17 protein-coding genes are annotated in these 16,842 nt (G+C 68.6%); 11 read left to right on the top strand and 6 right to left on the bottom strand.

Annotation, left to right across the window (positions count from 1 at the left end):
* Positions 1-102: 102 nt before the first annotated feature.
* Together LGM89_RS03340 and LGM89_RS03335 are read left to right on the top strand one after the other, a co-directional pair.
* Complete coding sequence (locus LGM89_RS03340; RefSeq protein WP_089496457.1) at positions 103-2,325, top strand: amylo-alpha-1,6-glucosidase; 2,223 nt, start codon at positions 103-105, stop codon at positions 2,323-2,325.
* A 380-nt stretch (positions 2,326-2,705) separates the two neighbouring features.
* Positions 2,706-2,957: a hypothetical protein gene (locus LGM89_RS03335; protein WP_011354368.1), complete on the top strand. Its 252-nt coding sequence runs from the start codon at positions 2,706-2,708 to the stop codon at positions 2,955-2,957.
* A gap of 502 nt (positions 2,958-3,459) precedes the next feature.
* Here the strand turns inward: LGM89_RS03335 and penR are convergent.
* Positions 3,460-4,350 (bottom strand): beta-lactamase transcriptional regulator PenR, encoded by an 891-nt coding sequence (penR, locus tag LGM89_RS03330; RefSeq protein WP_226272275.1) that lies wholly within the window; start codon positions 4,348-4,350, stop codon positions 3,460-3,462.
* 128 nt (positions 4,351-4,478) lie between these two features.
* Between penR and blaPEN-bcc the strand changes: the two genes are divergently transcribed.
* The gene (gene blaPEN-bcc / locus LGM89_RS03325) at positions 4,479-5,417 is read left to right on the top strand and encodes a PEN family class A beta-lactamase, Bcc-type (protein ID WP_226272274.1); all 939 of its coding nucleotides are present in this window, start codon (positions 4,479-4,481) and stop codon (positions 5,415-5,417) included.
* A 479-nt stretch (positions 5,418-5,896) separates the two neighbouring features.
* On the opposite strand, the gene LGM89_RS03320 is transcribed toward blaPEN-bcc, so the two are convergent.
* The 3 genes from LGM89_RS03320 to LGM89_RS03310 form a co-directional block, all read right to left on the bottom strand.
* Positions 5,897-6,097, bottom strand: coding sequence for a membrane protein (locus LGM89_RS03320; RefSeq protein WP_046548390.1), 201 nt, complete (start codon positions 6,095-6,097; stop codon positions 5,897-5,899).
* 567 nt (positions 6,098-6,664) lie between these two features.
* Positions 6,665-7,033: an antibiotic biosynthesis monooxygenase family protein gene (locus LGM89_RS03315; protein ID WP_226272273.1), complete on the bottom strand. Its 369-nt coding sequence runs from the start codon at positions 7,031-7,033 to the stop codon at positions 6,665-6,667.
* 33 nt (positions 7,034-7,066) lie between these two features.
* A complete protein-coding gene (locus LGM89_RS03310) occupies positions 7,067-7,513 on the bottom strand; it encodes a MarR family winged helix-turn-helix transcriptional regulator (RefSeq protein WP_226272272.1) in 447 nt (148 codons plus the stop codon).
* Between the two features lie 193 nt (positions 7,514-7,706).
* On the opposite strand from LGM89_RS03310, the gene LGM89_RS03305 reads away from it, so the two are divergent.
* The gene (locus LGM89_RS03305) at positions 7,707-7,892 is read left to right on the top strand and encodes a hypothetical protein (RefSeq protein WP_226272271.1); all 186 of its coding nucleotides are present in this window, start codon (positions 7,707-7,709) and stop codon (positions 7,890-7,892) included.
* A 151-nt stretch (positions 7,893-8,043) separates the two neighbouring features.
* Here the strand turns inward: LGM89_RS03305 and LGM89_RS03300 are convergent, their stop codons facing one another.
* Both LGM89_RS03300 and LGM89_RS03295 read right to left on the bottom strand, forming a co-directional pair.
* Complete coding sequence (locus LGM89_RS03300) at positions 8,044-9,420, bottom strand: ATP-binding protein (protein ID WP_089496463.1); 1,377 nt, start codon at positions 9,418-9,420, stop codon at positions 8,044-8,046.
* Positions 9,417-10,079 (bottom strand): response regulator, encoded by a 663-nt coding sequence (locus LGM89_RS03295; protein ID WP_089426981.1) that lies wholly within the window; start codon positions 10,077-10,079, stop codon positions 9,417-9,419. The genes LGM89_RS03300 and LGM89_RS03295 overlap by 4 nt, the downstream gene beginning before the upstream one ends.
* Positions 10,080-10,311: 232 nt before the next feature.
* On the opposite strand from LGM89_RS03295, the gene LGM89_RS03290 reads away from it, so the two are divergent.
* From LGM89_RS03290 to LGM89_RS03260, 7 genes are all read left to right on the top strand, one after another.
* Positions 10,312-10,665, top strand: coding sequence for a YgiW/YdeI family stress tolerance OB fold protein (locus LGM89_RS03290; protein WP_089462255.1), 354 nt, complete (start codon positions 10,312-10,314; stop codon positions 10,663-10,665).
* A 55-nt stretch (positions 10,666-10,720) separates the two neighbouring features.
* Entirely contained in the window at positions 10,721-11,581 is an 861-nt protein-coding gene (locus LGM89_RS03285) for a MurR/RpiR family transcriptional regulator (protein ID WP_089426983.1), read from the top strand.
* A 55-nt stretch (positions 11,582-11,636) separates the two neighbouring features.
* Positions 11,637-12,062 (top strand): GNAT family N-acetyltransferase, encoded by a 426-nt coding sequence (locus LGM89_RS03280; RefSeq protein WP_089496464.1) that lies wholly within the window; start codon positions 11,637-11,639, stop codon positions 12,060-12,062.
* Positions 12,063-12,255: 193 nt separating this feature from the next.
* Positions 12,256-13,923: an ankyrin repeat domain-containing protein gene (locus LGM89_RS03275; protein ID WP_226272270.1), complete on the top strand. Its 1,668-nt coding sequence runs from the start codon at positions 12,256-12,258 to the stop codon at positions 13,921-13,923.
* A gap of 175 nt (positions 13,924-14,098) precedes the next feature.
* Positions 14,099-14,959 (top strand): isocitrate lyase/PEP mutase family protein, encoded by an 861-nt coding sequence (locus LGM89_RS03270; protein ID WP_226202487.1) that lies wholly within the window; start codon positions 14,099-14,101, stop codon positions 14,957-14,959.
* Positions 14,960-15,297: 338 nt separating this feature from the next.
* Complete coding sequence (locus LGM89_RS03265) at positions 15,298-15,564, top strand: YodC family protein (RefSeq protein WP_089426987.1); 267 nt, start codon at positions 15,298-15,300, stop codon at positions 15,562-15,564.
* Between the two features lie 101 nt (positions 15,565-15,665).
* Positions 15,666-16,841, top strand: a complete 1,176-nt coding sequence (locus LGM89_RS03260; RefSeq protein ID WP_226272269.1) for a cytochrome P450 — start codon at positions 15,666-15,668, stop codon at positions 16,839-16,841.
* Position 16,842 lies beyond the last annotated feature (1 nt).

Below are 16,842 nucleotides of genomic sequence, written 5' to 3'. Positions count from 1 at the left end.
GGTGTCGCGGCTTTTTCCTCGCTGCGCACGTTCCCCGTTCTGTCCTATCCTGTGCGAAACACGCGACGCGCCGCGCGTTGCGGACCCGACACAGGAGCATCGATGCCGAATCACGCTGAAGCCACGACGACCCAGGCGCCGCAAGTCGCGCCTGTTGCCCCGATCGCACCGACGGGCCCCGCCTTCATCGCGCCTGAAGCCGATCCGCAGGCACTGGCGCGCAACAACCAGTACGTGCTGAAATCCGGCGATGCGTTCGTGGTCAGCGACGCGCTCGGCGACATCGGCGGTCACGACGACGGCCTGTTCGTCGACGACATGCGCGTGCTGTCGAAGTGGCGCCTGACCTTCGGCGGTCGCGCGCCGTCGCTGCTGTCGGGCGCGACGAGCGCCGACAACGCGTCGTTCACCGCCCACCTGACGAACCGGCCGCTGCCGCCGCTCGGCGGCCACGAAACGCCCGAGGGCGTGATCCACATCGAGCGGATGCGCGTGCTCGCGGGCGACGTGCTTTACGAAGCGCTGACGCTGACGAATTACGGCGCGAGCGAAGCCGAGGTGCCGCTGTCGCTGTCGTTCGCGGCCGATTTCAAGGACATGTTCGAGGTGCGCGGCACACAGCGCCCGAAGCGCGGCACCGTGGTGGCGCCGCGCGTCGACGCGGGGGCGGTGCGGCTGCGCTATGACGGGCTCGACAGCGTCGAGCGCAACGTGACCGTGCATTTCTCGCCGGCGCCCGATGCGCTGTCGGTCGATCGTGCCGATTACACGCTGACGATCGCCGCGCAGGCCTGCGTGTCGATCTACCTGACCGTCGACGCGACGCTCGGCCCCGCGCATGCGGAAGGGCCGGGATGCGGCCGCGTCGCGCTGCGCACCGCGCTCGTCGGCGTGCACCGCGAGATGCGCGCGCGGCGCGAATCGATGGCGCGCGTGAACACCGGCAATCCGCTGTTCGACGCGTGGCTCGACCGCTCGCTCGCGGATCTCGGGCTGCTCACGACGCAGCTCGACACGGGGCCGTACCCGTATGCGGGCATTCCGTGGTTCTCGACGCCGTTCGGCCGCGACGCGGTGATCACGTCGCTGCAGATGCTGTGGCTGCAGCCGTCGCTCGCGCGCGGCGTGCTGCGCTTCCTGGCCGAGCACCAGGCGCGCGAGACGTCCGCATTCCGCGACGCGGAGCCCGGCAAGATCATGCACGAGTTCCGCCGCAGCGAGATGGCCGCGACCGGCGAGGTGCCGTTCGCGCTGTACTACGGCGGGGTCGATACGACGCCGCTGTTCATCGTGCTCGCGGGTGCCTACGTCGAACGCACCGGCGACGATGCGCTGATCGACGAGCTGTGGCCCGCGCTCGAGCGTGCCGCGCAATGGGTGATCGACAAGTGCGACCGCAATCCTTACGGACTGCTCGATTACCAGCGCACGTCGGAGCGCGGCCTCGCGAACCAGGGCTGGAAGGACAGCCACGATTCGGTGTTCCACGCCGACGGCCGTTTCCCGGACGGGCCGATCGCGCTCGTCGAGGTGCAGGCGTATGCGTGCGCGGCGCTCGATGCGATGTCGATGTGCTCGCACCGGCGCGGCCACGCGGCCGATGCCACCCGCTATGCGTTGCGCGCGAAGACGTTGCGCGAGCAGGTCGACGCGCTGTTCTGGATGCCGGAAGGCGATTTCTACGGCATCGCGCTCGATGGTCATGGCGACCTGTGCCGCGTGTTCGCGTCGAACGCGGGCCACCTGCTCGCATTCGGTCTGCCCGACGCCGAGCGCGGCGCGGCGGTCGCCGGCGTGCTCGGCTCGGCGCTGTTCCAGACGGGGTGGGGCATCCGCACGCTCGCGGCCGGCCAGCCGCGCTTCAACCCGATGGCGTATCACAACGGCTCGGTGTGGCCGCACGACAATGCGCTGATCGCGCGCGGGCTGGCGCGCTACGGCGACAAGACCGCCGCGGTGAACCTGCTGCGCGCGCTGTTCGAGGCGGCGGTGAGCTTCGAGATGCGCCTGCCCGAACTGTTCTGCGGGTTCCCGCGCCGGCGCGGCGAACCGCCGACCGCGTATCCGGTGGCCTGCCTGCCGCAGGCGTGGGCGGCCGGTGCGCCGTTCATGATGCTGCAGGCCTGCCTCGGCGTGAGCATCGACGCAGCGCGCCACGAGGTGCGCGTCGAGCGCCCGACGCTGCCGGAAGGCGTCGACTGGCTGCGGATCGACGCGTTGCGCGTTGGTGACGAAACCGTGTCGCTCACGTTCCGCCGTGTCGACGGCCAGGTCGTCGCGGCGGCGGAGCAGCCGGGCCGAGTGAAGGTGGTCGCGGTGCTGTAGGGCCTGTTCACGCTAATAACGGGCTTGCGAACGTGCCTTGCCGGCTGCAGTGCAAGAAGCAAGGAGCGCCGTTTGGCCGAGCCAAACAAGCGACGCGCGACGCCGCAATGCGGCCGGCAAGGCACGTTCCCCTGTTTGGAAAAAATCATTCGTGGGGCTGGCCCCCAGAAGGGCCGATCGCCGCGTCATGCTCCTCGCGAATACGTCGAGTATTCGCTTCGTCGCAATCCTTGCGCTCGGCCCTTCTGGTGGCCAGCGCAAGCCCGTTATTAGCGTGAACAGGCCCTAGCGCGGCGCGAACGTTGCGCGATGTCGCGCCACGTTCGCGCGCAGCGGCATAGAATCGTGACATGACCCTTGAACGATGGCGGAGGTAGACGATGACGACCGACAACCGGCCCGACGACAGCGAGCACAAGCTCGAGAATCTGGAAGCGGCGGTCGACCACCTGCACAAGTCGATCGAATCGCAGAGCATCGCGGTCGGCGCGGCGAAGGGCATCCTGTTCAGCCTGATCGAAACGCTCGGCGCGCTGATCGGCGATCCCGACCTGCCCGAGCATGCGCGTTCGGGTTACGAGGCGCTGCGCGACAAGGCGAGCGAATTGCGCGGCGGGCTCGACCGGCATTGATGCCCGGATGGCCCCGGCCCCGGCGCCTGCCGCACGGGCCGCGCCGGGGCTGCCCGATTCTGTAGATGAAGCACAAAACCCCGTGCGCTCAATGAGTTAGGTGGCTGGTGCGCAGGATATCCACAAGCTTGCCAACACAATCTGTGGAGAACCGTCCGGCCCCCGCGCCGGGTGCGGCGCGGGCCGTGCGAAAGCGCCGGCGCTGCCACAGGGTTGACCTCGCAAGGTCCGTATATTGAATCCCCTTTTGTATCAGGATGTTACGCGCCGCATTTGAGGGATATCCACAGGCTTGCCAACATATTCTGTGGATAACTCGCAATCGATTGCGTCGCGACAGTTGAGGATCGGGCCGTCGGGGGCCGGCTCGCGACGCCCGTGAACAGAGGCTGCCCGATGTCTGCGTCGGCGCGCTAATTCGTGCGCGATCAAGGGCTTAGGTCCCGGGTACCCAGGATATCCACATCCTTGCCAACACTTTCTGTGGACAAGCCGGGCCGTGTCATTCGGCCTGGGCCGTCGCGGCCGCCTCGGCCACGATCCAGTCGCGAAAGAGCGTCATTGCCGGCGTGAGCGGTTTCGACTTCAGCGAAGTGAGCCAGTAGCCGCCGGCGCGCACGTCGATGTCGAGCGGCCGCACGAGCAGGCCGAGCTGCAGTTCGCGCGCGAACATGCACGCCGGCGCGAGCGCGACGCCCGCGCCTTGCATCGCGGCCTCGACCATCAGCCGCGACGAATCGAACACGGGCCCGTTGACCGCCCACGGCGCGAGCTGCGCGGCGTCGAACCAGCCGTGCCATTCGTCGGTGCGGTACGAGCGCAGCAGCGTTTCGTTCGCGAGATCGGCCGGTTGCGCGAGGCGCCGCGCGATGTCCGGCGCGCACAGCGCGGTGAGCGGCGCGTCGAGCAGGCGCTCGTTGCGCGTGGCCGGCCAGTTGCCTTCCCCGAAGCGGATCGCGAAGTCGAGGCCCTCGGCGGCCAGGTCGACGACGTTGTTGTTGGTCCGCATCCGCAGCTCGACGAACGGATGCGTATCGCCGAACTGCTTCAAGCGCGGCATTAGCCAGCCTAGGGCAAAGGTGCCGACGACGCCAAGCGTCAGCACCTCGTGGAAGCGCCCGCCGTCGAACTGCTTGAGCACGGTCTCGATGCGGCTGAACGCGTCGCTGAGCACCGGCAGCAGCGCGCGCCCCTCGTCGGTGAGCCCGAGGCCGCGCGGCAGCCGCGTGAACAGTGCGCAGCCGAGCCGCTCCTCCAGCGAGCGCACCTGCTGGCTGACCGCGGCCTGCGTCACGCTCAGCTCGAGGCCGGCGCGCGTGAAGTTCAGGTGGCGCGCCGACGATTCGAACGCGCGCAGCGCATTGAGCGGAAGATGAGGGCGGAGCTTGGTCATAAGAATTTCTTTTGTCAGCGCTCAATTATCGTTGCTTGTCAGGCAACCGTAAAGTCCCGATAGTGCTGTCTCGCCGGCCGGGCGCGTTCCACACCCTTTCGCTCACATTCCACCACGAGACAACCGACATGACCTACTCATCGAAACGTCGAACCCTGTTGCTGGCCGCGGCGACGGCGCCGCTTGCGTTGACCGTTGCCGCATGCGCGTCGCGGCAGGCCGCGGCGTCGGACGACGCAACGGCCGCGGCGGGGGCTGCGGCGGCGGCCGTGACGCCCGCTGCAGCCGGGCAGATGCTGGCCGACCTCGAACGCAGCGCCGGCGGCCGCCTCGGCGTGTGCGCGATCGACATCGCGACCGGCCGGCGCGTGGAACATCGTGCGGACGAGCGCTTCCCGTTCTGCAGCACGTTCAAGGCGATGCTGAGCGCGGCGGTGCTGGCGCAGAGCGTCGATCGACCGGCGTTGCTGCAACAGCGCGTGACGTACACCCAGGGCGACCTCGTCAACTATTCGCCGGTGTCGGGCAAGCATGTCGACGACGGCATGACCGTCGCCGCGCTGTGCGAGGCCACGATCCAGTACAGCGACAACTCGGCCGCGAACCTGCTGATGAAGCTGCTCGGCGGCCCGTCGGCGGTGACGGCCTATGCGCGCTCGATCGGCGACGACACGTTCCGCCTCGATCGATGGGAGACCGAACTGAATACCGCGCTGCCGGGCGACCTGCGCGACACGACGACGCCGGCCGCGATGGCCGCGAGCATGCGTGTGCTGATGGTCGGCGAGGCGTTGCCGGCCGCGCAGCGTGCGCAGCTCGTCGCGTGGATGCGCGGCAACAAGGTCGGCGACAAGCGGATCCGTGCGGGCGTGCCGGCGGGGTGGACGGTCGGCGACAAGACGGGTACCGGCGACTACGGGACGACCAACGACGCGGGTGTCGTGTGGTCGCCGTCGGGCGCACCGATCGCGCTGGCCGTGTACTACACGCAGGCGCGTGCCGATGCGCGCGCGAAGGACGACGTGATCGCGTCGGTCGCACGCATCGTGGTCCGGGCATTCGGTTGAGGCGGGCGGCACGCCGTGCGTGACGCGATCCGCGTGCATGCCGTGCCGCAACCGTGACCCGCGTGATCAAACGTTGTGCGATCAACGACTTAGGTCACGCATGCTCAGGATATCCACATGCTTGCCAACAAAAAGTGTGGACAAGCCCGCGCGCGGCCGCATCCGGCGTGGCGCGGGCCGCCGTGCCGCATTTGAGGCGGCGCGGACAAAGTCTTTCGGATCAAGCGCTTGGCCTTGGTATGCGCAGGCTATCCACACGCTTGCCAACACAATCTGTGGACAAGCCGGTTCGCTCGCGCGGAAGGCGCTCGGTCATGTGGCGAATGGGCGTGCGGGCGGCACTTTCCCGGCCGCGTGCCGCATTTGAAGCGGCGCGGACAAAGTCTTTCGGATCAAGCGCTTGGTCGCGGTATGCGCAGGCTATCCACATGCTTGCCAACACAATCTGTGGACAAGCCTGGCGGCCGCGCTGGCGACGATCAGGGCTGCCGATCGTCGACGGTGGGCCAGCGCGCGAACGCGAACACCCACAACATGATGAAGTTCAGGACCGGGACGAACATCGTCAGGATCCACCAGCCCGAATGCCCGGTGCGCCGCACGATGCGGACGTACGGATAGATGACGACGGCGACCAGCACGAGTGAGACGACCAGCTGCCACGCGGTGAAGTGTTCCATGGTCTTCCTCGGAGTGAGGTGTCGTGGTGCGGCACCGGCGGAACGGCCGGCCCGTTGAGCCGTCGCGCGCAGCCGGCGATGCGCGGCCGCGTGCGGCTCGCGTGATCTTGACGCGTGGCGGGCGCGAGCGTCAAGGCGACGGTGAGGCGCTGCTGTTGCGCGGGATCGTGCGCTTGCACGCAGGCTCGGGCCGTGGGGTGCCGCAACCGTGACGCCGCGCATGAACCGCAGCCCGATCAACGGGTTAGCGCAGGCGTGCGCAGGATATCCACAAGCTTGCCAACAAAATCTGTGGGTAAGTGGCGCCGCGCAGGCGCGTGTGAACCGATTGCGGCGTGCATCGTCGTGGCGTCGTGATGCGAAGTGCGGCGAAGCGGTGTGTGCGATGGCCATCACTGGGGCCTCGTCTGCATCACGCGTGCCAAAGTCCGTCAGATCAAGGGCTTAGCGTTGCGGTGCGCAGGATATCCACAAGCTTGCCAACATTTTCTGTGGAGAAGTCCGGGGGCGCGAGCGATGCGCAACACCCTGGCTAATGCCACGCGTTGCCGCGATTCCCGCGTGCCCTCACGCCGTGCAGATACCGGCCACGCCGACTTTCTGGAACAGGTGCGGGCTCGCGACGGCGGACGACGGATAGGCCGATAGCTTGGCGACGAACTCGGGATGCGTGAAGGCCGCGCGAAATGCTTCGGTCGATTCCCACATCGCGTAGTTCAGGTACGTCGGACTGTCGCCGAGCGCGCGATGCAACTGGGTCGAGATGAATCCCGGCTGCCGCTTCATGAAATCGGCGTCGTCCTTCCACACGGCGAGAAAGTCCGCTTCGTCGGCGGCGGCCAGCGTGAATACGTTGACGAGGACGACCGGCTCGGCGTCGATGGCGATCTGTTGCTGGATCGGAAAGGCCGGATCCATCGGCTTGAAATGAGGCATGGGAACTCCTGTGGGTGGGGGGCGGTTGCGCGCTCACGTCGGTGCATCGGCGCCATGCGCGCGGGACATCGCCGACAGCACGCGGATCGCCGCATCCAGGTCAGCCGAACTGAAGTCGCCGGCGATGCTGCGGACATGCTGTTGCCACTGCCCGACCACGGCCTGATAGGCCGCCTCGCCGCGTGGCGTCAGCGCGTACAACGGGGAACGCTTGTGTGCCGGATTGGGGAGCGATTCCACCAGCCCTTCGTCGGTCAGCACGTTGATCTGTTTCAGCACCGCCTGCCGCGTGATGCCCATCGCGTCGGCGATCTGCGGGATGTTCGGGGCTTCCGGCGCCAGCGAGATGGCGCCCAGCACCTGCCAGCGTGCACTGGTCAGGCCGTGCGGCCCGGCAAAGGTGTTGCCCCATTCGATCAGCAGGCCGTTCAAGCGGAATACGGACAGCGCGACGACGGTCAACTTCGCGGATTTCGTCATGTTCGATACGCAGGATGAATGGACAACGACTTTACGTATTAGACAACTGGTTGTCAATTAGACGAATGGATGTCGCTGAACGAAACCGGGTGGGCAACCGACAACGCGATCCGGCACCGGTAACAATTGCGGCGTCGGATCGCGGGTCAACAAGAAAGCCCCTGGAGAGAAACCGGTAAGAACGGTCAGGAACATGGGCGAACGAGGCGGAGCGAATCCGAGCGGCGGCGGCACCGTCGCCGTTTACGAGGAGAGCCGGACTCATCCCGGGCCGGGCGACGATCCGGCGGGGCGTCGCAATTGCTACGTGTCGCAGCACGCGATCATCCTCGAAACCTCGACCGGCCTGCGGATCGAGCGAATCGTCGACGACAACTGAGTCGGGTGGCGGGCTGACCCGGCCTGGCGCATTTGCCGCGCACGACCGGCAAACCCTTTTCGATCAAGGGCTTGGTGTCGTTAATGGAAGGTTGTCCACAAGCTTGCCAACACAATCTGTGGAAAAGCCGCGCGCCGTGCGTCGCGCGGCGTCAGGCCGGCTGCGGAAAGCGCACCGTGACGGTCAGCCCGCGTCCGCCTTGCGTGGTGCCGAGCGCGACCGTCGCGCGATGCTGTTCGGCGATCCGCTTGACGATCGACAGCCCGAGCCCGCTGCCCGACGACGTGACGGCCTGCGCGCCTTCGCCGCGATAGAAGCGCTCCCACACGTCGTTGCGTTCGGCTTCCGGGATCCCGGGGCCGTCGTCGGCGACTTCGAGCACGGGCGTCGTGCCGTCGATGCGTGCCGACACATCGACGCGCGCACCGTCGCCCGCATAGCGGATCGCGTTGTCGACGAGGTTGTTCAGCAGCACGCGCAACGTGTCCGCATTGCCCGACGTCATCACCGGCGTCGACACGATCGCGCCGAGATCGATCCGGTGCGCGTCGGCGACGCGCGTGCGATCCGATACCACCGACCGGCACAGCGCGGCGAGATCGACGGGCGCCGACGCGGAGGCGGCCGCCTGCGCGTCGGGCTCGAGGCGCGCGAGCGTCAGCAACTGCTCGGCGAGGTGACCGAGGCGTGTCGTGCCCGCCTGGATCTGCGCGAGGATGTGCTCGCGTTCCTCGGCGGTCGCCGCGCGCCGCAGCAGCTGCGACTGGATCGACAGCCCCATGATCGGCGTGCGCAATTCGTGCGCGGCATCGGCGATGAAGTGGCGCTGCAGCGTGAACGAGCGGTCGAGGCGCGCGAGCAGGTCGTTGATCGCTTCGGCGAGCGGGCGGACTTCGTTCGGCATCGAGCCGACGTCGACCGGCTCCAGATTGTTCGCATTCCTGCGTTTGAGGCCGGATGCGATCGTGCGCAGCGGCCGCAGCCCCGCGCCGATGCCGAACCACAGGCCGATCGCGAGCAGCGGCAGCATCGAGAACACCGGCCACAGCAGGTGCACGGCGATGCCCGCGATCGCTTCCCATCGCGCGTGGCGTGCCTGCGCGAGCCGGATCGTCGTGCCGCCGCGCTCGGTCACATAGGTGCGCCACGGCTGGCCGTCGACGTCGACGCTCGCGATGCCTTTCTGCTCGGGCGGCGGCAGTTTCGAATCGCGGTCGGTCGAATACACGAGCGCGCCGTTGCGCCACACCTGCAGCAGCACCGCGTCGGGATCGCTCGCTTCGAAGCCGTGCTTGCCGTTGCCGTGGTTGCTGAACGACAGCTCGCCGTTCGGGCCGACGACGATCTGCTTCGACATGCTGCGCATCTGGTCGTCGAGCAGGTCGTCGAGTTCGCGCAGCGCGCCCCAGTAGGTGCCCGCGCTCGCGACGAGGCCGATCACGCACGCGGCCGGCATCAGCCACGTCAGCAGGCGCCGCCGCAGCGACGTGTTGCGCCAGCGCGCGATCGCCCGTTGGATGCGCGTCATGCGCCGTCACCGATCCGGTAGCCGACGCCGCGCACCGTGCGGATCATGTCGTGGCCGAGCTTCTTGCGCAGGTTGTGGATGTGCACCTGCACGGCGTTGCTCTCGATTTCCTCGCCCCAGCTGTACAGCCGTTCCTCGAACTGCTCGCGCGAGATCACCGCGCCCGGGTCGCGCATCAGCTCGTGCAGCAGCACGAACTCCTTCGGCGACAGCGGCACTTCGTCGTCGTTGAGCCAGACGAGGTGCTTGACGGGGTCGAGCCGCAGTGGGCCGATCACGAGCGTCGTTTGCGCGCGGCCCGCATGGCGGCGGGTCACGGCGCGGATCCGGGCGAGCAGTTCGTCGAGCTCGAACGGCTTGACGAGATAGTCGTCCGCGCCGCTGTCGAGGCCCGCGATGCGGTCGGGCACGCCGTCGCGCGCGGTGATGATGATCGCGGGGAGGGTTTCGTCGCGGCGGCGCAGCGCGGCGAGCACCGACAGGCCGTCGCGGTTCGGCAGCCCGAGATCGAGCAGCAGCAGGCCGTAGCCGGTCGCGCGCAGCGCGAGCGACGCGGCGTCGCCGTCCTTCACCCAGTCGACCGCGAAGCCTTCCTGTTTGAGGCCCTGTTCGAGCCCGCTGCCGATCAGCGGATCGTCCTCGACGAGCAGTACGCGCATGAATTCGTGTCTCTTCAACGGGGCGCCGTGGCACCCGGGGTTCCCATGATAAGCGCCCGTGTCTTAGGCGCAGCTTAAACGTGGGCGGCGCGCGGCGGGCGCTCCCATGCGTCCGATGCGGCACCGCGTCGCTTCCGGGCGACCTTCAGGTTTGCTTAATCTTACGGTCCGTAATCTGACGCCGTCGCGTTCAACGGGGCGCGGCGTCACATCGAAGAAGAGGACCACGATCATGAAACACCTGGCCAGAATCCTGACGGTTGCGCTCGCCACGCTGCCCGCCGCCGTCTACGCGCAATACACGGGGCCGTCCACGCTGACAACGACCACCGTGAAGGAACTGCTTGCGAACGGCAAGGACGACCAGCACGTGCAGCTGCAGGGCCGCATCGTCAAGCATGTCGGCGGCGAGGATTACGAATTCGCCGATGCGACCGGCACGATCCGTGTCGAGATCGACCACAAGCTGTGGGCGGCCGGCCAGCCCGTCAGCGACAAGAACGAAGTGAAGGTGACCGGCGAATTCGAGCGCAAATGGTCGGGGAGCGTGAAGGTCGACGCCGATCACGTCGAAGTGCTGCGCTGACCGGTGCGCGCGGGGCCGGTGATACCATGAACGACCGGTTCCCGTTCCCACCAAGATGGCCGCCAATTTCGACGAACTCGCGTCCCGGATCCGGGCGCAATTTTCCGAGCTGAGCCCGCAATTCCAGGCGGGCGCTGCCTTCCTGCTCGATCACCCCGACGAAGTCGCCACCTCGTCGATGCGCAAGGTCGCCCAGCGCGCGCAGGTGCAGCCCGCCTCGCTCGTGCGGCTCGCGCAGCAATTCGGTTTCCCCGGCTGGAACGAGCTGCGCGACCTGTGCGTGGCACGCGTGCGCACGCGCCCCGAGCCGCTCACGCAGCGGGCACGCTCGCTCGTGCGGCCCGACGCGCAGGCGTCGCTCGCGCACGACCTGCTCGCCGCGCAACAACACAACCTGTCGGCCACCGCCGCGCAGAACGAGCACGCGCTCGCCGATGCCGCGAAACTGATCCGCAAGGCGTCGCACGTGCACGTCGCGGGGTTTCGCTCGTGTTATCCGGTCGCGTTCGGCTTCGTGTACGGCTACCGGCTGTTCCGTCCGACCGTGTCGCTGCTCAATGGCGTCGCCGGTTCGCTCGAGATGGAGCTGCGCACGATCGCGAAGCAGAGCGTGACCGTCGTCGTCAGCTTCGCGCCGTATTCGCAGGAGGCGACGCGCGTCGCGCAGGCCGCGAAGGCGCAGGGCAGCCGGATCGTCGCGATCACCGACAGCGCGGTGTCGCCGATCGCACTGCACGCGGATGCGCAACTGATCTTCACGCACGACAGCCCGTCGTTCTTCCCGTCGCTGGTGGCCGCGCATGCGATGGCCGAAGCGCTGGTCGCGCAGTTGCTGGCGCTCGAGGGCAGCGATGCGATCGCCGCGCTCGAGCGCACGGAAGCGGAACTGCACGCGAAGGGCGCGTACGTCGTCTGACGCGGTGCGTGCGGCGTCGCCCCTTCCTCATTCAGGATTCAAGCGGATTCAACCGATGACGTTCACATACGAGGTGACGGATGCGGGCGACGCGAACGTGCGCAAGCAGATCGTCGCGCCGCTCGTCCGGTTCAACGAAAGCCAGGCGGGCCCGATCGACGCGCGTCCGCTGGCCGTGGTCGTGACCGACGGCGAAGGCGCGGTGGTGGGTGGCCTGTGGGGCAGCACGGCGTACGGCTGGCTGCATGTCGACCTGCTCGTGGTGCCCGAGGCCGCGCGCGGCCAGGGCGCGGGCACGCGCATCATGGATCTGGCCGAGTCGGAGGCCGTCGCGCGCGGCTGCCACAGCGCGTGGCTCGACACGTTCGACTTCCAGGCACGGCCGTTCTACGAGAAACGCGGCTATGTCCGCTTCGGCGAGCTGCCGGATTATCCGGTCGGACATTCGCGCATTTTCCTGACGAAGCAGCTCGCGGGCTGAGTGTCGCCGCCGCAGGGCGCGGCGCGGTTGACGTCGCGGCCGGCCGTCACCTAGGATACCGGTCAGCGATGCAGGTCGCTTCCGGGTCCGCGGAAAGGGTTGAACCCACCTGTCGCAGCGAATTCAGCTTTCCCCCTGTCCTTTGTGCTGGCGGTATTGCGGACCTTCGGCCATCCACTGCACGAGGATCCGCATGAAAAAGCTGCCTCCCAAGGCCCATCCCGATCATCTGAAAAAGCAGGCCAAGGCATTGTTGCGCCTGTACCGGCAAGGCGACGCCGATGCCGTCGCACGCTTTGTCCGGTTTCTTCCTGCCGCCGCGAACCACACGCACGACGAAGCGCTCGCGCTCGGGCTTCGGCTGCATGACGCGCAATCGTGCATCGCGCGCGAGTACGGTTTTGCGTCATGGGCCGATCTCGGCGCGTTCGTCGAAACGCATGCGCTGGCCGGGCAACCGCGCGCGCAGTTGGTCCGGCGCTGGCTCGACCTGGCGTACGGCGGCGACGTGACCGGCGGCGTCGACGCGCCCCGGCCGCGCGTCGCCGCGCAATTGTTGCTCGACCATCCCGAGCTGGTCGCGGACGATCCGACCATCGCGTGCGCGGCCGGCGACCTCGACGCCGTGAAGGCGGCGCTGGCCGCCGATCCCGGCTGGATCGCGCGTGCCGGCGGCGCGTTGAAGCTGCCGCCGCTGGTCGCCGTCACGCATTCGCGGCTCGGGCAGCTTCCCGAGTTCGCGGCCAGGCTGCGCGCCTGCGCGCGCCATCTGCTCGATGCCGGCGCCGATCCGAACCAGCGGATCGGCAACCGCTTTCCGCCTGCGTCGCTCGCGGAACCCGACGAAGCGGGGCCGCTGTCGGCGCTGTACGGCGCGGCGGGCGTCAATCGCGATCCGGTGCTCACCGCGATGCTGCTGGAAGCCGGCGCCGACCCGAACGACGGCGAATCGCTGTATCACTCGGTGGAGCATCCGGCCTGCACGCGCGTGCTGCTCGAACACGGCGCGCGGGTGAGCGGGACGAATGCGTTGCGGCGCGCGTTCGACATGCGCGATGCCGATGCGCTCGAACTGCTGCTCGCGCATGGCGGCGACCCGAACGAGCCGCCCGGCCCGGGGCTCGCGCAGACCTGGGGCGCACCGTTGTTGCGGGCGATCGGCGTGCGCTGCTCGGCGCGCCACGTGGCCGCGCTGCTGGCGGCCGGCGCCGATCCCCGCGCGCAAACGCCGACAGGCATCAGTGCGTACCGGCTGGCGATGCAGACCGGGCTGTCCGACGTCGCGGCCTTGTTGCGGGCGGCCGGCGCGGACGAGGCGCTCGACGCGGCGGACGCGTTCGTGGCGGCCTGCGCGCGCGCCGACGCCGACGATGCGCGGCGCATCCAGGCGCGGCATCCCGAACTGCCCGGCGCGCTGCCCGCTGAACGGCTGCGGTTGCTGCCGGACGCCGCCGCATGGGGTTCGGGCGACGCGGTGAAGGTCATGGTCGAACTGGGCTGGCCGATCGCCGCGCGCGGCGGCGACTGGGACGCGAGCGCGCTGAATCACGCGGTGTTCCGCGGCGACGCGGACTTGCTGGCGTTCCTGCTCGCGCATGGCGCGAACTGGCGCGACCTGCACGGGTTCGGGAGCGACGCGCTCGGCACGTTGTCGTGGGCATCCGTCAACGAACCGGAGCAGGTCGGCGCGGCCGACTGGGAGGCGTGCGCGCGGGTGCTGCTCGCGCACGGCGTGCCCAAGGCCACGCGGGACCCGTCGAATCCGGACGACGTGCTGATCGACGGCCGCGCGATGCGCTTCTCCGAGGCCGTCACCGACGTGTTGCTCGGCATCGACGGCGGGCCGGCCGCATCGGCTTGAACGACCGTGGGCCGGCGACCGGCAGGTGGCGGCGCCGGCCCGCTCGTGGGCGGATGCGGGCGTACAGTCGGCGTGCCCCGTTTTCCCCGTTGCGCGGCGACATTTCGGCGAACGCTGAAACGTCGCGTGCACGACCGGCGTAAGCTCGGTCGTCACCTTCCTTCCGGAGTCCGCGATGACCCGTTCCGACCTGCAAGCCCGCCAAGCCGAAGCCTTCCGCGCCCTGCATGCGCGCCCCGGCGCCTTCATCATCCCGAACCCGTGGGACGCCGGCACCGCGCGCCTGCTCGCGATGGCCGGCTTCGAGGCGCTCGCGACCACGAGTGCCGGCTACGCGTTTTCGAAAGGGCAGCCCGACAACGCGATCGACCGCGACGCGATGCTCGATCACATCGACGAGATCGTCTCCGCGGGCGGCTTGCCCGTCAGCGCGGATCTGGAGAACGGCTTCGGCGACGCGCCCGACACGGTGGCCGAAACGATCCGGCTCGCGGCCGAGGCCGGCGCGGTGGGCGGCTCGATCGAGGACGCGACGGGCCGCGCCGACGCGCCGATCTACGCGCGCGAAGCGGCGATCGAGCGTATCGCGGCGGCCGTCGACGCGGCACGCGGGCTGCCGTTTCCGTTCACGCTGACCGCGCGTTGCGAAAACTACCTGCATGGCCGCCACGACCTCGCCGACACGATCGCGCGGCTCGTCGCGTATCGCGACGCGGGCGCCGACGTGCTGTACGCGCCGGGCATCACCGATGCGCACGACATCGCGGCGGTGACGCAGGCGGTCGGTGCGCCCGTGAACGTCGTGATGGGGCTGCAGGGCGGGTTGCTGAGCCTCGATGCGCTGGCGGCGCTCGGCGTGAAGCGCGTGAGCGTCGGCGGCGCGTTGGCGCGGGCCGCGCTCGGCGCCTTTCTGCGCGCGGCGAAGGAGATGGCGCAGGACGGCACGTTTACGTTTACGCAAGCTGCCGTGCCCGGGCGCGATATCAACCGCTGGTTTGCGTCACCCGATAATTCGCCGGATTTGTTCGGCAAATGAGCGCAGATAAATCGTGGGATCGTTTCCAGTCGAAACGTTGCTTGACAATAATCAAGCGATTCCCTGTCCGAATTAAACGTCGGTGACGACGCAAAATACATCGTCTATTCTCCGCATTCCCGCCCGTTCGACCGGCGCCGGCGCACAAACCGCGCCGGATCGGGCGATCGGGCGCTCGCCGGGCGCGTCGATGCCGCGCATTGTTGCATTTCCTCGGTCAGTATGTTTTTGACCGCGGGAGTTGCCGGCTGATTATTTGATTGATAATCTGCGGCACGTTCGAAAGGACAGTGGGTGGTCCGCCGGGAATATCGATATATATAAATGCTGAGAGAGCGATGACGAACCGAGAAAATCAACGCGTCAGGTTTCGCGTCGGCGATGTCGTGACGCTGAAGACGGGCGGGCCGCGCATGACCGTCACCTATGCCGGGCCGGTGGTATTCGACGACGGCGACTGGCTGATCTGCCAGTGGTTCGACGAAAACGGCGAATTCCGGCAGGAAATGTTCCCTCACGACACGGTGGTGGCCGAGCCGCGCGCGATTTCGGCCGGGCGCGTCCGCATGCGGATGCAGTCGCATCGCTACCGGTCGGCTGCCTGACGATCCGCTGTCGTCGCGAGGCCGCCACGCCCGATACCCGCGCCGCGACATTTCACGTCAACCCGAAACATGCGGCAGCGCACTGCGCCGATACTGTCTGCATGAACCCGACCGATCCCATCGCAGCGGTCACGCACCGCGATCCCTATCCCTACTATGCGGCGCTCGTCGACGGGCCGCCGCTCGCGTTCGACGCCACGCTCGGCCTGTGGGTCGCGAGCCGCGCGGCCGCCGTGACGGCCGTGCTCGGCCATCCGGCCTGCCGGGTTCGCCCGCTGGACGCACCCGTGCCGCCCGCATTGCGCGGCACGACGGCCGGCGCGCTGTTCGGCGAGCTGGTACGCATGAACGATGGCGCGTTGCGGCACGACTTGCCGAAGCAGGCGCTGCGCGCGGCGTTCGCGCCGATCGACCCGGTGGCGCTGCGCGACCGTGCCGCGCGGATTGCCGCGCGGCGCTTGCCGGCGCCGGGCGACGCCGGCGCGCTGAACGCGTGGTGCATGACGGTGCCCGTTTGCGCGGTTGCCGATCTGCTCGGCTTCGACGAGACGCAGCTCGACGGTATCGCGGCGCAGGTCGTCGATTTCGTCGCCGCGCTGTCGCCGTTGTCGGATGCCGCGGCACTGGCCCGCGCGAGCGACGCTGCGCGAGCGCTGCTCGACCGGATGACGGCGCGCGTCGCACAGACGCAGGCGCACGACGGCACGCTCGTTGCCGCCGTGCAGCAGGCGGCCCGCGCATCGGGCTGGCAGGCGAGCGGCGCGCTGGTCGCGAATCTCGTCGGGCTGCTGTCGCAGACCTGCGAGGCGAGCGCCGCGTGGCTCGGCAATACGCTGGTGGCGTGGAACGGGGAAGCGGGGGCGAGCGCCGCGCGCGTCACGCCGGACGATGCCGCGCTCGACGCATTCGTTGCCGAAGTCGGGCGCTTCGATTCACCGGTGCAGAACACGCGCCGCTTCGTCGCATCGCGCACGACGATCGAAGGCGTGAGCGTCGAAGCGGGCGACGCGATTCTCGTCGTGCTCGCCGCCGCGAATCGCGACCCGGCCGTGCATCGCGATCCGCAACGGTTCACCCCTGGCCGCGCGGCCGGGCCGAATTTCGGCTTCGGCACGGGGCCGCATGGTTGCCCGGGCGAGCGGATCGCGCGGGCGGTGACATCGGGGGCGTTCGGGGCGTGGCTGCGTGCGGGCGGCGTACCGCCGCACGACGGGCTGGCGTGGGACTACCGCGCGTCGACCAACGTCAGGATGCCGAAGTTCGACGCGGTGCGCTGAA

Source organism: Burkholderia sp. AU31624 (assembly GCF_020420065.1).
Classification (GTDB): Bacteria; Pseudomonadota; Gammaproteobacteria; order Burkholderiales; family Burkholderiaceae; genus Burkholderia.
Note: the sequence above shows the minus strand (reverse complement) of the source record. Positions and strands in the feature narration are given on the sequence as shown.